The organism is Kocuria marina (assembly GCF_000786655.1).
Lineage (GTDB): Bacteria > Actinomycetota > Actinomycetes > Actinomycetales > Micrococcaceae > Kocuria > Kocuria marina_A.
Genome location: NZ_JROM01000007.1, coordinates 19,155 through 34,351, shown reverse-complemented (window position 1 = coordinate 34,351; position 15,197 = coordinate 19,155). Strand labels below are relative to the sequence as shown.

Genomic DNA, 15,197 nt, shown 5'->3' with positions numbered 1-15,197 from the left:
GTACAGTATTTTTCATGTGTGGAATTGTGGGATATGTGGGCTCGAACCGTGCTGACGGGCGACAGCACGGTGCGCTCGAGGTGATCCTCGAAGGGCTTCGTCGACTGGAATACCGCGGGTACGACTCCGCGGGCGTCGCAGTGATTGCCGACGGTGCGGTGGAGTACCGCAAGAAGGCCGGGAAGCTGAGCAACCTGATCGGTGAGCTCGAAGCGCACCCCCTGCCGGAATCGAACATCGGGATCGGCCACACCCGCTGGGCCACCCACGGAGGCCCCTCCGACGTCAACGCGCACCCCCACGTGGTCGACGGCGGCAAGCTGGCCATGATCCACAACGGGATCATCGAGAACTTCAGCGAGATCAAGCGCGAACTCAGCGCCCAGGGCGAGAGCTTCACGTCCGAGACGGACACCGAGGTCGCCGCGGTGCTGCTGGCCCGCACGTACAACGCGCAGGGCGCGGACGAGAAGGACCTCACGGTGGCCATGCAGGACACGTGCCGCCGCCTCGAGGGCGCGTTCACGCTGCTGGCCGTGCACGCGGACCACCCGGACCGCGTGGTCGCGGCGCGCCGCAACTCGCCGCTCGTGATCGGGCTGGGCGACGGCGAGAACTTCCTGGGCTCGGACGTCTCCGGTTTCATCGACTATACCAAGCGGGCCGTGGAGATGGGCCAGGACCAGATCGTGACCATCACCGCTGACGACTACACGATCGTGGACTTCCACGGCAACGCCGCCGGGGGCAAGCCCTTCGACATCGAGTGGGACGCCGCCGCCGCGGAGAAGGACGGGTACCCGTCCTTCATGGAGAAGGAGATCCACGACCAGCCCGCCGCCGTGGGGGACACCCTGCTGGGCCGGTTGGACGAGAACGGCCGGCTCACGCTGGACGAGATCAAGATCGATGAGACCGTGCTGCGCTCGATCGACAAGATCGTGGTGATCGCGTGCGGTACCGCCGCGTACGCCGGGCAGGTCGCGCGCTACGCGATCGAGCACTGGTGCCGGATCCCCACCGAGGTGGAGCTCGCGCACGAGTTCCGCTACCGCGATCCGATCGTGAACGAGAAGACCCTGGTGGTCGCGGTCTCCCAGTCCGGCGAGACCATGGACACCCTCATGGCCGTGCGCCACGCGCAGGAACAGGGCGCCAAGGTCGTGGCGATCTGCAACACGAACGGTTCCACGATCCCGCGCGAAGCGGACGCCGTGCTCTACACGCACGCGGGTCCCGAGATCGCGGTGGCCTCCACCAAGGCGTTCCTCGCCCAGATCACCGCCGCGTACCTGCTGGGCCTGTACCTGGCCCAGTTGCGCGGCAACAAGTTCAAGGACGAGATCTCCACCATGCTGGCCGAGCTCGAGGCCATGCCCGCCAAGATCCAGCGCGTGCTGGACGAGGTGGAGCCGCAGGTCAAGGAACTCGCGGCCGGGATGAAGGACGCCGGGTCCGTGCTGTTCCTGGGCCGTCACGTGGGCTTCCCCGTGGCCATGGAAGGTGCGCTCAAGCTCAAGGAGATCGCCTACATCCACGCGGAGGGATTCGCCGCCGGTGAGCTCAAGCACGGGCCCATCGCGCTGATCGACCAGGGCCAGCCCGTGTTCGTGATCGTCCCCTCGCCCAACGGCCGGGACTCGCTGCACGCCAAGGTGGTCTCCAACATCCAGGAGATCCGCGCTCGCGGGGCCGAGACCATCGTGATCGCGGAGGAGGGCGACGACGCCGTGCGCGAGTTCGCCAACCACGTCTTCTACGTCCCCGAGGCACCCACGCTGCTGCAGCCGTTGCTGGCCACGGTGCCGCTGCAGATCTTCGCGTGCGAACTCGCCGGGGCCAAGGGCTACGACGTGGACCAGCCGCGCAACCTGGCCAAGTCCGTGACCGTGGAGTAATCCTCCGGTTCGTCCGTCCGACGGCGGGTGACGCTTCCTGTGGGAGCGTCACCCGCCGTCGTCGTACCCGGGCATGCCGCGACGCCCAGGGGGCCCGGGCCGTGCTGCGGCGATCGCGAGGCTCGTGTGGTGCCGCGGGGACCGCGAGACGCGGACCGAGCCGAGGCATGCGCGAGGCCCGGACCGTGCCGCGGCGCCCGTGAGGGGGTCGGGCGGCGCCGGTAGGCTGGCGACATGATTGTGGGCACCGGCGTGGACATCGTGGACATCGCGCGTTTCGAACGACAGCTGGAGCGCACGCCGCGATTGCGGGAACGCCTGTTCGTGCCCCACGAGCGGGAACTGCACCCGCGCTCGCTGGCCGCGCGCTTCGCGGTCAAGGAGGCCGCGGCCAAGGCGCTGCTGGCCCCGCCGGGGATGATCTGGCAGGACTGCTGGATCAGTAACGACGCCCACGGCGCTCCCCGTCTGCACACCGCAGGCACCGTGGCCGAGCAGGCGCGGCGCAGGGGCGTGGAAACATGGCACGTGACGATCTCCCACGACGGCGGCATGGCCGTGGCGTTCGTCGTGGCCGAAGGACAGGGAGGACACCGCGATGATTGAGGCGTACTCGGGCGAGAGCATCCGCGCTGCGGAACAGCCGCTGCTGGACGAGGGCTACGGGGACGTGCTGATGCGTCGCGCGGCCCTGGGACTGGCCCGCGGCTGCGAAGCGCAGTTGCGCCTGGCCAACCGGAGAGGGTTGTTGGGCGGCACCACGGCGGTGCTGCTCGTGGGCTCGGGCAACAACGGCGGGGACGGACTGTGGGCGGGCGCGTTCCTGCGCCGCAGCGGCGTGAAGGTCGTGGCCGTCCTGACCGGCACCCGCGTGCACGAACAGGGCCTGCGGGCGCTGCTCGCTCGCGGCGGCACCGCGCTGCGGCTCACCGACCAGGACGGCGAGGAGCGCGAGCTCTCGGACGCCGTGGCCGCCGCGCACCCGGTGGACGTGTCCCGCGCGGTCTCCCTCATGGCCGACGCCCACCTGATCGTGGACGCCGTGCTCGGCACCGGTGCGCAGGGTGGGCTGCGGGGTAAGGTCGCGCAGCTCGTGCGGGCGTTCACCGAACGGCAGCGGGATCCGGCTGCCGCGCGGGAACGGCGCTTCCCGCGGATCGTGGCGTGCGACCTCGTCTCCGGCGTCAGCGCGGACACCGGTGAGGCTCCCGAGCCGGTCCTGCACGCCCACGCCACCATTACGTTCGGCGGCGCCAAGACGGGCCACGTGGTGTCCCCGGGGGAGCAGGCCACGGGGGCGCTCACGGTGGTGCCCATCGGGATCGAGGACCGGCTGAGCGACCCCGCCGTGCACCGGCTCGAACCGCGTGACGTGCTCGCCGCGTGGCCGCGCCCCGGGGCGACCGACACCAAGTACACCCGAGGTGTGCTGGGCGTCGTGGCCGGTGCGTCGAGCTATCCGGGCGCGGCGATCATGTGCACCCAGGCGGCGGTCAACGCCGGCGCGGGAATGGTCCGCTTCCTGGGGGATTCGACCACGCGCGGCATGGTGCTCGCGCGCAGTCCGGAGGTCGTGTGCTCGGACGACCAGCCGTGGGACGTCCACGTCCAGGCGTGGCTCGCGGGCCCCGGCGTGGTGGGGGACGAGTCCCAGGCCGCGCGCGTGCAGGCGATCATCGAGGCCCAGGAGCCGGCCGTACTCGACGCCGGTGCGCTCGACGCCGCCGCGCGTTCCGTGGTCGACGCCGCCCTGGGCCCCCACAAGATCCTCACGCCCCACGCGGGGGAACTGTCCCAGGTCTTCGAGTGGCTCCACGGTTTCGGGGTGTGCGATTCCACGGTGGAGCGCTCCGAGATCGAGGCCAACCCCGTGCACTGGGCGAGCGAGGCCGCGCGCCTCACGGGTGCCACGGTGCTGCTCAAGGGCGCGTCCACCGTGATCGCGTCCCCCGTGGGACGGGACGGGGACGCCTCCGAGGACGGGAACGCTTCCGGGCGCGACGAATGCCTGTGCCTGAGCATCGGCCACGCGAGCCCCTGGCTGGCCACGGCGGGTTCGGGGGACACCCTCGCCGGGATCCTGGGCACGGTCGTGGCCCACGTGGCCGAGCACCCGGACGCGCTCGCGGTCCTGGGCGACTGGGCCCGCGGGGACGGTCGCTGGGCGGCCGCCGCGGCCCTCGGGGCCGGTCTGCACGCGGTGGCCTCACGGGCGAACGGGGAGGGCCCCGTCCCGCCGTCGGTGCTCGCGGAGAACGTGCGCGCGGTGCTGGCCCGTCCGTGAGCCGCGACCCGAACGACTATTATTAGTGGCTGGCCGCGAGCGGGGATCCGCTCACGGCCCCACGACACGCTGAGGAGAAGTACATGGAAGTTTGGCCAGGACACCCGTACCCGCTGGGCGCCACGTTCGACGGCACGGGGACCAATTTCGCGCTCTTCTCGGAGGTCGCGGACCGTGTGGAACTGTGCTTGTTCGAGGAGGACGGCACGGAGACGCGCGTGGAGGTCACCGCCGTGGACAGCTACGTGTGGCACTGCTACCTCCCCCAGGTGCAGCCCGGTCAGCGCTACGGGTACCGGGTGCACGGGCCGTGGGATCCGTCCCAGGGGTTGCGGTGCAACCCCGACAAGTTGCTCCTGGACCCCTACGCCAAGGCCGTGGAGGGCGGGATCGACTGGGACGAGTCCCTGTTCTCCTACAACTTCGGTGACGAGGACTCCGAGAACCACCAGGACTCCGCGGAACACATGATGAAGGGCGTGGTGATCAACCCGTTCTTCGACTGGGAGGGTGACCGCACCCCGCGCACCCCGTACCACAAGTCCGTGATCTACGAGGCCCACGTCAAGGGTCTCACCATGCAGCACCCGGAGGTCCCGGAGGAACAGCGCGGCACGTACGCCGGTGTGTCCCACCCCGCGGTCATCGAACACCTGCAGAAGCTGGGGGTCACCGCGATCGAACTGATGCCCGTGCACCAGTTCGTCCAGGACTCCACGCTGCTCGAGAAGGGGCTGCGTAACTACTGGGGCTACAACACCATCGCGTTCTTCGCGCCCCACAACGAGTACAGCGCGGCCTCCCACCTGGGCAGCCAGGTCCAGGAGTTCAAGGCCATGGTGCGCGCACTGCACCAGGCGGACATCGAGGTCATCCTGGACGTGGTGTACAACCACACGGCCGAGGGCAACCACATGGGCCCCACGCTGTCCATGAAGGGCATCGACAACACCGCGTACTACCGCACCGTGGACGACGACCAGAAGTTCTACATGGACTACACGGGTACCGGTAACTCCCTCAACGTGCGCCACCCGCATTCGCTGCAGCTGATCATGGACTCGCTGCGCTACTGGGTCACAGAGATGCACGTGGACGGTTTCCGCTTCGACCTCGCGGCCACGCTGGCCCGTGAGTTCTACGACGTGGACAAGCTCTCCACGTTCTTCGAACTCGTCCAGCAGGACCCGATCGTCTCGCAGGTCAAACTGATCGCCGAGCCCTGGGACATCGGTCCCGGTGGCTACCAGGTGGGCAACTTCCCGCCGCAGTGGACCGAGTGGAACGGCAAGTACCGGGACACCGTGCGTGATTTCTGGCGCGGTGAGCCCTCGACCCTGGGGGAGTTCGCGTCCCGTGTCACCGGCTCCGCTGACCTCTACGAGAACAGCGGCCGGCGCCCCTTCGCCTCGGTGAACTTCGTGACCGCCCACGACGGCTTCACACTGCGGGACCTCGTGTCCTACAACGAGAAGCACAACGAGGAGAACGGCGAGGACAACAACGACGGCGAGTCCCACAACCGCTCGTGGAACTGCGGTGAGGAGGGGCCCACGGACGATCCCGAGGTGCTCGCGATGCGTGCGCGTCAGCAGCGCAACTTCATCGCCACGCTCATGCTGTCCCAGGGCACGCCCATGCTGCTGCACGGTGACGAGGCGGGGCGCACCCAGAAGGGCAACAACAACACGTACTGCCAGGACAACGAGCTCACGTGGATCAACTGGGAGAAGGTGGACACCCCGCTCGTGGAGTTCACCTCGGTGATCACCCACCTGCGCCACGAACACCCCACGTTCCGCCGCTCGCAGTTCTTCGACGGGCGTCCCGTGGACATGGGCGAGCGCGCCGAGGGCGATCCCATGCCGGATATCGCGTGGCTCAACACGGACGGCACGCCCATGGTGCCCGCCGACTGGGACGAGCCCCTGGCTCGTGCCGTGGGCATGTGGCTCAACGGTCAGGGCATCGCGGGGGTGGACATGCGCGGTCGCCGGATCACGGACGTGAACTTCATCGTGTACTTCAACTCCAACCCCGAGCCCGTGGACATCACATTGCCGCCGGCCAGCTACGGCATGAAGTGGGAGGAGATCGTGGACACCGCCGGCGAGCACGCGGACGGTGCCGTGCGTGAGCACTCCTCCACGTTGCGGATGGCGGGCAAGTCCACGGTGCTGTTGCGCGCCTGGGAGGCCCCCGAGGAAGAGCCGGACGCCTCCGTGGCGGCGTCCGTCGCGGCAGCGGTGTACGCGGCGTCGCCCGACGACGCCTGAGCGCCCCGCGGTGCGTGACCGGGCAGATCGCCCGCAGCCCGCGCCGCGCTGAACACGACTGCGGACGCGTCACCCCACACGGGTGGCGCGTCCGCCGTTTACGTCACGGTGCTCGTTGAGCGCGGAGTGACTGGCCCGAGCGCGCGCATTCGGCAAGACTGTAAGGGTGCTGACACCCACTTCAACGTACCGGTTGCAAATCACGACCCAGCAGGACCTGCATCGCGCGGCGGAACTGATCCCCTACATCAAGCGTCTGGGGGCGGAGTGGGTGTACCTCTCGCCCATCCTGCGGGCCACGAGCGGCTCGGACCACGGGTACGACGTCGTGGATCCCACCGAGGTGGATCCCGAACGCGGGGGATCGGAGGGGCTGAAGGCACTGTCCGATGCCGCGCACGAGGCCGGACTGGGCGTCGTCGTGGACATCGTGCCCAACCACCAGGGTGTGGCCGCCCCGCAGGAGAACCCGTGGTGGTGGTCGCTGCTCGAGAAGGGGCAGGACAGCCCCTACGCGGACGCGTTCGACGTGGACTGGCAGGCCGGTGGCGGCAAGATCCTGATCCCGGTGCTCGGCGACGGCGACGAGGACCTCTCCGCGCTCACCGTCCAGGACGGGACGCTGCACTACTACGACAACGTCTACCCCCTGGCCGAGGGCACGTACCGCGAGGGTGACGACCCCGCCGAGGTGCACGGGCGGCAGCACTACGAACTGATCAACTGGCGCCGCGGTGACTCCGAGCTGAACTACCGCCGGTTCTTCACCGTGGCCACGCTCGCGGGGGTGCGGGTCGAGGACGCCCGGGTCTTCGAGGAGTCCCACACGGAGGTCGCCCGCTGGTTCCGCGAGGGCCTCGTGGACGGGCTGCGCATCGACCACCCGGACGGGGTGCGGGACCCGCAGGACTACCTCGAGAAGCTGGCCGGACTCACGGACGGCGCGTGGACCGTCGTCGAGAAGATCCTGGAACCGGGGGAGTACCTGCCCGAACAGTGGCGCACGGCCGGGACCACGGGCTACGACTCGCTGGGCTGGATCGACCGGGTGCTCACGGACGCGCGCGGGCACTACGAGCTCGCGTCGCTGGACACCAAACTGCGCGGCGGGCAGCCCGTGCGCTGGGACCCGCTGATCCACGAGACCAAGCGTCGGATGGCGGACGCGGGACTGGCGGCGGAGGTGCACCGTCTGGTGCGCGAACTGCCCGCGGACTTCCCGCACGGGGCCGCGGCGTCATACGACGGTCTCGCCGAGATCCTCGCCAACTTCCCCGTGTACCGCACGTACCTGCCCGAGGGGGCGCAGTACCTGCGGGACGCGGTCGCCGCGGCCCGGCGGTGGCGGCCCGAACTCGCGGACGTGCTCGAGGACCTCGCGCGTGAACTCGGCGGGGATGCGAACGGTGAGCTCAGCGAGGTGGCCCAGCGCTTCCAGCAGACCTCGGGGATGGTCATGGCCAAGGGCGTGGAGGACACCGCGTTCTACCGCTACCCCAAGCTCTCCTCCCTGACCGAGGTGGGCGGTGACCCCGCGGTCTTCTCACTCACGCCCGAGCAGTTCCACGCGGAGGCGGCGCGGCGGCAGCGTGAATCGCCCGCGACCATGAACGCCCTGACGACCCACGACACCAAGCGCTCGGCGTCGGTGCGTGCGCGCATCACGGTGCTCTCGGAGCAGCCCAGGGCCTGGTCCGAGACCGTGGCCACGCTCGTCAACCGCGCCAAGGACGCGCAGATCGAGCTGTCGGACGGACCCGCCGTGAACCTCGTGCTGCAGGCCGTGGTGGGTGCGTGGCCGCTCGAGCGCGATCGCGCCGTGGACTACGCCATGAAGGCCGTGCGCGAGGCGTCCGTGTCCACCGCGTGGGTGGACGGAGACGAGCACTTCGAGGCGGAGCTGACCCGTTTCATCGACTTCCTGTTCAGCAACCCGCGCGCCCGCGGCATCGTGGAGGGGTGCGTGGAGCGCGTGAGCGCGCCGGGGTTCAGCAACGCCCTGGCGGCCACCGCGCTGCAGCTGACCCTGCCGGGCGTCCCGGACGTCTACCAGGGGCAGGAGTTGTGGGAACCGTCGCTCGTGGACCCCGACAACCGCCGACCCGTGGACTTCGCGGCGCGCGAGGAGATGTTGGCGCGGCTCGACGCCGCTCGGCCGGGTTCCGAGGACGCGACCCCGCCCGTGGACGGCACGGGGGCCGCGCGCATGCTGCTGACCTCGCGCGTCCTGCGGCTGCGCGGCGAGCACCCCGAGCTGTTCACGGAGTACACACCGCTGGAGTTCCGGGGCGCGCTCGCCGAGCACGCCATAGGCTTCGACCGCGGCGGCGTGGCCACCGTGGTCACCCGATTCCCCGCGACCCTCGCCCCCGAGGGCGGCTTCACGGACGAGACCGTGGTCCTCGCGCCGGGGACGTGGCAGGACGTCCTCACGCACCGCGAGTACACCACGGACCAGGACGGCGCCGTGCGCCTGGCCGATCTGCTCTTCACCTACCCCGTGGCGATCCTGCGCCGGAAGGACGGCTGAGACATGACCCAGGACCATCGTTTCGACGTGTGGGCACCCCACGCCCGCAAGGTCACCGTCCGCATCGACGGCACGGACCACCCCATGCAGGGCCTGACCGATCGCCCCGGCTGGTGGACGCTGCCCGACGACGCCGACGTCCCCCGAGGCACCGTGCGCTACGGCTACCTGCTCACCAAGGTTTTCGACGAGGGCACGGACAAAGAACGCACTTCGGTGTCCGAGGTGCTTCCAGACCCGCGCTCACGCCGCCAGCCGCAAGGTGTGCACGATTTGTCCTGCACGTTCGACCCGGACGCCTTCGAATGGCACGACGCCGCGTGGCGGCCGCGTCCGCTGCGGGACTCCGTGCTCTATGAACTGCACCCCGGGACGTTCACCCCGGAGGGCACGCTCGACGCGGCGATCGGCAAGTTGGACCACCTCGTGGACCTCGGCGTGGACGCCGTGGAACTGTTGCCCGTCAACGGGTTCAACGGGGACCACAACTGGGGCTACGACGGCGTCGCGTGGTACACCGTGGACGAGTCCTACGGCGGACCCGAGGCCTACCAGCGGTTCGTGGACGCGTGCCACACCAAGGGCATCGCCGTGATCCAGGACGTGGTCTACAACCACCTGGGACCCAGCGGGAACTACCTGCCGCTGTTCGCGGAGTACTTCAAGCCCGGGGCGTCCAGCTGGGGCGATCTGATCAACCTGGACGGGTGGGGTTCGGACGGGGTGCGCGAGTACATCCTGGACAACATCACCATGTGGTTGCGCGACTACCACGTGGACGGGTTCCGCCTGGACGCCGTGCACGCGCTCGCCGATTCCCGCGCCACGCACATCCTGGAGGAGATCGCCCAACGTATCGCCGCCGAGTCCGAGCGCACGGGCAAGGACCTCGTGGCCATCGCGGAGTCCGACCTCAACGATCCCCGCATGATCGCGGGCACGGACCGACACGGTCTGGGTATGGACGCGCAGTGGCTCGACGACGTCCACCACGCCGCGCACGTGGCGTTCACCGGGGAGACCCACGGCTACTACGGGGACTTCGCGTCCCTGCACGCCCTCGAGAAGACCATGCACACCGCGTACTTCCACAACGGGACGTACTCCACGTTCCGGGGTCGCTCCCACGGCCGGGAGATCGATCCGGCCGAGCAGCGGCCGTGGCAGTTCGTGACCTTCCTGCAGAACCACGACCAGGTGGGCAACCGCGCGGCCGGGGACCGGATGAACCACGGCATGACCGTGGACCGGGCGATCGCAGCCGCCACGTGGCTGCTCACCCAGCCCTTCACGCCCATGCTGTTCATGGGCGAGGAGTTCGGGGCCAGCACGCCGTGGCAGTTCTTCACGGCCCACCCCGAACCCGAGCTGGGGGAGGCCGTGGCCACGGGCCGCAAGGCGGAGTTCGCCGCGATGGCCTGGGATCACGCGACCGTCCCGGACCCCCAGGATCCGCGCACGTTCGAGCGCTCCAAGCTCGACTGGGGTGAGGTGCACGAGGGTGAGCACCAGCGCATCCTGGACGCCTACCGGGAACTGATCACGCTGCGCCACGACACCCCGGAGCTCACGGATCAGGACTGGGCCACCGTGGCCACCCAGGCCAGCGATTCCGAGCAGTGGTTCGTGCTCAAGCGGATGAGCGAGCCGGAATCCGAACACGGCGTGGTCGTGGCCGTGAACCTCTCGGACTCCGAACGCGAGCTGCCGCTCATGGGCGGTGACGCCCCGCAGGTGCTGTTCGCGAGTGGCACGGACCCGGACGTCACGACGGCGCCGGGCGCGGTGCGGCTCGCGCCGGAGACGGCGGCGGTGCTGCGGGTGTAGCTACCCGTGCGGCGTCGTTCGGCGCGGCGTCGGTGTGCGCGGCGGGATTCCAGGGGGCGGGGCCCCGCGCGGGTCCCGCCGCAGCGTCGTCGTGCGGGCTGCTGCGCCGGGCCCGGGACGCGACCGTCACCTGATTCGAGTGAGGCCCGCCCGCACGGTGGCACACTGGACCCCATGCTGACTTTTGGTGAGAACACCGTGTGGACCGCGGCCGAGGACCGCTACGAGACCATGCCGTACCGGAGGGTGGGGAACTCCGGGTTGAAGCTGCCCGCGCTGTCCCTGGGGTTGTGGCACAACTTCGGCGACGACACGCCGCTCGCCACCATGCGTGCCACGCTGCGCCGGGCGTTCGACCTGGGGATTACGCACTTCGACCTGGCCAACAACTACGGCCCGCCCGCGGGCTCCGCGGAGCTGAACTTCGGGCGCATCCTGCGGGAGGACTTCGCACGGTACCGCCAGGAACTCGTCATCTCCACGAAGGCCGGGTGGCAGATGTGGCCCGGCCCGTACGGCGGTGTGGGCGGTTCGCGCAAGTACCTGCTCGATTCCGTCGACCAGTCGCTCGAACGCATGGGCCTGGACCGCGTGGACATCTTCTACCACCACCGTCCGGACCCGGACACGCCCCTCGAGGAGACGATGGGCGCGCTGGACCACATCGTGCGCTCGGGCCGCGCGAGCTACGTGGGGATCTCGTCCTACAGCGCGGACCTCACGCTCGCCGCTCAGGGGATCATGCGGGAGCTGGGCACGCCGCTGCTCATCCACCAGCCCTCGTACTCCATGCTCAACCGCTGGATCGAACAGCCGGACGAACGCGCGGACGGGAAGAACCTGCTGGGCGCCCTCACGGAAGCGGGAATGGGTTCCATCAGCTTCTCCCCGCTGGCCCAGGGCATGCTCACCGACAAGTACCTGAACGGCGTCCCCGAGGACTCCCGTGCGGCCGCTGGGAAGTCACTCAACCCGGACTGGTTGAGCGAGAACACCCTGGATCAGATTCGGGAACTGAACGCGATGGCCCGGGAGCGCGGGCAGACGTTGGCCCAGATGGCGATCGCGTGGGTGTTGCGTCCTCAGGCGGAGGGACAGGTCACGACGGCGCTCGTGGGCGCGTCCTCGCCCGAGCAGATCACCGATTCCGCCCGCGCCGTGCAGAACCTGGACTTCTCCGACGACGAACTGCAGCGGATCGACGAGCTGGTCTCGGACGCGGACATCAACATCTGGGGGGCGGCCACCGCGTCCAAGCACGTATGACCGCGGCGCAGTACGCCGCGCTACTGGGACTGTGGATCGCGGGGATCATCTCCCCGGGTCCGGACGTCCTACTGATCCTGCGCAACGCGTTCCTCACCACGCGCGGCAAGGCCATGCTCACGGCGGTGGGGGTGATGATCGGCAACCTCATGTGGATCACGCTCTCGCTCACGGGTGTGACGCTGGTGATCAACAGCAATCACGTGCTCAAACTCGTGATCCAGATCGCCGGTGCCCTGTTCCTGGCGCGCATGGGCTACGGATCCCTGCGCGCCGGGCTGGCCACGCGCGCGCTGCATCGTGCCGGAACGGGATCCACCCCACCTGGGGACCCCGCCGCTGCCGCGGGCACGATCGGGGGCCCCGCGTTCTCGAAGGCCGGAGGTCTGCTCGGGACCCGCAATCTCACGGCGGGGAAGGCCCTGCTCCAGGGGACGATCACCAACCTGGCCAACGCCAAGGCGATCGTCTTCTTCATCGCCCTGTTCGCGACCGTGGTCCCCGCGGACATCCTGTGGTGGGAGGGACTGATCGCCCTCGCACTGCTCATGGCGGTGGGGTTGGCGTGGTTCCTGGCCGTCGCGTGGTTCGGTTCCGTCCCCGCCCTGGCACGGCGGTTCCAGGCGCGCTCGGCCGAGGTCGAGATCGTGGCCGGGGTCGTGTTCCTGCTGGTCGCGGTGCTGTTGCTCGTGGAGGTCCTCGTGGTCGGGTGACCCTGCAGCGCGGGGGCGGCAGCGGCGTCGTCGTCATTGCTGCCCCGGGGAAAGTCACGTCCGAACGCGTGGCTAGACTGTGGAGTCGGTTGCGTGCGGCGTGGCACGGCGGGATGCGGTGCCCACGCACGAACGCGCGAGGTGCGCGTGGCCGTCATCACCCGAGCTGAGGAGAACCGTGTCCGAAAATCCCATCCGCGTGGCCATTGCCGGTGTGGGCAACTGCGCCACATCGCTCATCCAGGGCGTCCACTTCTACCGGGACGCAGACCCCTCCGAGACGGTGCCCGGGCTCATGCACGTGCGCTTCGGCGACTACCACGTGGGGGACGTGCAGTTCGTGGCCGCGTTCGACGTGGACGCCGCCAAGGTGGGCCTGGATCTCTCCCAGGCGATCCTGGCCTCCGAGAACAACACCATGGAGATCGCGAAGGTCCCGAACCTGGACGTGAGCGTGCAGCGCGGACCCACCCTGGACGGGCTGGGCCAGTACTACCGCGAGACCATCACCGAATCGGACGCCGAGTCCGTGGACGTCGCGCAGGTGCTGCGCGAGCGCGAGGTGGACGTGCTCGTGTCCTACCTCCCGGTGGGCTCCGAGGAGGCCGACCGCTACTACGCGCAGGCCGCGATCGACGCCGGGGTGGCGTTCGTCAACGCCCTGCCGGTGTTCATCGCCGGGACCGACGAGTGGGCGCAGAAGTTCACGGACGCCGGCGTGCCGATCGTGGGCGACGACATCAAGTCGCAGGTGGGCGCGACCATCACGCACCGCGTGCTGGCCAAGCTGCTCGAGGACCGCGGCTATGTCCTGGACCGCACGTACCAGCTCAACGTGGGCGGGAACATGGACTTCAAGAACATGCTCGAACGCTCGCGGCTCGAGTCCAAGAAGATCTCCAAGACCCAGGCCGTGACCTCCAACGTGCCCCACGAGATGCGGGCCAAGGACGTCCACATCGGCCCCTCGGACTACGTGGGATGGCTGGACGACCGCAAGTTCGCGTTCGTGCGCCTCGAGGGCCACGGTTTCGGCAACGCCCCGATCTCCTTGGAGTACAAGCTCGAGGTGTGGGACTCGCCCAACTCCGCCGGCGTGATCATCGACGCGATCCGCGCCGCCAAGATCGGCCTGGACCGCGGCATCGGGGGACCGCTGACCTCGGCGTCCTCCTACTTCATGAAGTCCCCGCCCGAGCAGTTCGACGACGACACCGCGCGCGAGAACGTGGAGAAGTTCATCCGCGGCGAGGTCGAGCGCTGAGCGTCGCGTAGCACCGTACGACGACGCCGCGAGGGCCGTCCGGCACGCACCGGGCGGCCCTCATGCGTGTCCGGAGGTCTGCGTCCTGCTGCTGGCCCGGGCCCGCGGGTGCGGCGGCCCGGGTCCCTGGGGGCGGGCGTACGGCCCGGCCCTCGCACGGTGCAGCGAAAGATCGCCGAGCCCTCGGCGGACGCGCGCGCCAGGTCCGCGACCGCCCGGACCCGCCGGGGGCACGGTCATGCCCCGCGGCCAGGTCAGCACGACCGATTCCCGTTCGTTCCCCGGGGACACCGGGCGGCGCACCACGGGTAGTCCCTCCCGACTCAGCTCCGTCCCCACGCCCAGGAAGTGCATCCCGTAGCCCGCACCGCGGCCCACGAGGGAGCGCATGAGTTCGACGTCCTCCGTGCGGTGCACGATGCGCGGGGTGATCCCGCGCCGGCGCAGGATGTTGAGGGTGTTCTCCCCGCTCGGTGCCTTGTCGAGCAGCACGAGGGGCTCGTCCGCGAGATCCTCCAGCGCCACGGAATCCTGACCGGCCAGCGGATGATCTCCCGCGAGCGAGACCTTGAGTCGCGCCCCGAACAACTCCACGGTGTGCAGCTCGGGCGGCAGGTTGACCGCGTAGGTGATGATGGCGTCCACGCGGGACGTGAGCACGTCCTGGACGAGTTCCGTGGTGTCCGCCTCCACGATCCGTAGTTCCACCCCGGGGTGTTCGCGGGCCAGATCGGACCACACCTGGGCGATCACGGTCGGGGCCAGCGGCGCGAAGCAGCCCAGGGTGATCCGTCCGCGCAGCGGGGTGTCCCGGTCCTCGCTGGACTCCGAGACGAGGTCCGCGGCGTCGTGCAGCAGGGCGCGGGCCCGTTCCACGAACCGCGCACCCGTGGGGGTGAGGGTCACGCCGCGGGCGCGTTGCCGGACGGTCACGGGGACCCCGAGGATCCGTTCGAGCTCGGTCACGGACTGCGCCACGGCATTGGGGGTCAGGTGCAGTGACTGGGCGGCCGCGGCGAAGCCGCCGGTGTCCGCGACCGCGATCAGTTGTTCGAGTTGCCGGAACGTGATCCCCGGATCACCCACCATAAAAGTTCTCCTGCGTTAACAGCTCACTTAATCTCAGTTGTACTGTAAGT

The 15,197-nt window shown here is 69.5% G+C and carries 10 protein-coding genes; 9 read left to right on the top strand and 1 reads right to left on the bottom strand.

Features of this window, described 5'->3' with window-relative positions; translation table 11 throughout:
• Positions 1–14: 14 nt before the first annotated feature.
• The 9 genes from glmS (at position 15) to AS25_RS00720 (ending at position 14,058) form a co-directional block, all read left to right on the top strand.
• Positions 15–1,898: a glutamine--fructose-6-phosphate transaminase (isomerizing) gene (gene glmS / locus AS25_RS00760; protein WP_035959532.1), complete on the top strand. Its 1,884-nt coding sequence runs from the start codon at positions 15–17 to the stop codon at positions 1,896–1,898.
• Between the two features lie 234 nt (positions 1,899–2,132).
• Positions 2,133–2,504 (top strand): holo-ACP synthase, encoded by a 372-nt coding sequence (locus tag AS25_RS00755; protein WP_035959524.1) that lies wholly within the window; start codon positions 2,133–2,135, stop codon positions 2,502–2,504.
• Complete coding sequence (locus AS25_RS00750; RefSeq protein ID WP_035959518.1) at positions 2,497–4,182, top strand: bifunctional ADP-dependent NAD(P)H-hydrate dehydratase/NAD(P)H-hydrate epimerase; 1,686 nt, start codon at positions 2,497–2,499, stop codon at positions 4,180–4,182. The genes AS25_RS00755 and AS25_RS00750 overlap by 8 nt, the downstream gene beginning before the upstream one ends.
• Before the next feature lie 83 nt (positions 4,183–4,265).
• Positions 4,266–6,458 (top strand): glycogen debranching protein GlgX, encoded by a 2,193-nt coding sequence (gene glgX, locus AS25_RS00745; RefSeq protein ID WP_035959513.1) that lies wholly within the window; start codon positions 4,266–4,268, stop codon positions 6,456–6,458.
• Between the two features lie 166 nt (positions 6,459–6,624).
• Positions 6,625–8,988 carry a malto-oligosyltrehalose synthase gene (gene treY / locus AS25_RS00740; RefSeq protein ID WP_035959510.1) on the top strand — a complete coding sequence of 788 codons (2,364 nt, stop codon included), beginning with the start codon at positions 6,625–6,627 and terminating at the stop codon, positions 8,986–8,988.
• Positions 8,989–8,991: 3 nt separating this feature from the next.
• Positions 8,992–10,815 (top strand): malto-oligosyltrehalose trehalohydrolase, encoded by a 1,824-nt coding sequence (treZ, locus tag AS25_RS00735; RefSeq protein WP_035959506.1) that lies wholly within the window; start codon positions 8,992–8,994, stop codon positions 10,813–10,815.
• Between the two features lie 174 nt (positions 10,816–10,989).
• Complete coding sequence (gene mgrA / locus AS25_RS00730; RefSeq protein WP_035959502.1) at positions 10,990–12,081, top strand: L-glyceraldehyde 3-phosphate reductase; 1,092 nt, start codon at positions 10,990–10,992, stop codon at positions 12,079–12,081.
• Positions 12,078–12,794, top strand: coding sequence for a LysE family translocator (locus AS25_RS00725; protein WP_035959496.1), 717 nt, complete (start codon positions 12,078–12,080; stop codon positions 12,792–12,794). The genes mgrA and AS25_RS00725 overlap by 4 nt, the downstream gene beginning before the upstream one ends.
• Positions 12,795–12,972: 178 nt before the next feature.
• Positions 12,973–14,058 carry an inositol-3-phosphate synthase gene (locus tag AS25_RS00720; protein ID WP_035959490.1) on the top strand — a complete coding sequence of 362 codons (1,086 nt, stop codon included), beginning with the start codon at positions 12,973–12,975 and terminating at the stop codon, positions 14,056–14,058.
• 60 nt (positions 14,059–14,118) lie between these two features.
• On the opposite strand, the gene AS25_RS00715 is transcribed toward AS25_RS00720, so the two are convergent.
• Positions 14,119–15,147 carry a LysR substrate-binding domain-containing protein gene (locus AS25_RS00715; protein ID WP_052160593.1) on the bottom strand — a complete coding sequence of 343 codons (1,029 nt, stop codon included), beginning with the start codon at positions 15,145–15,147 and terminating at the stop codon, positions 14,119–14,121.
• Positions 15,148–15,197 lie beyond the last annotated feature (50 nt).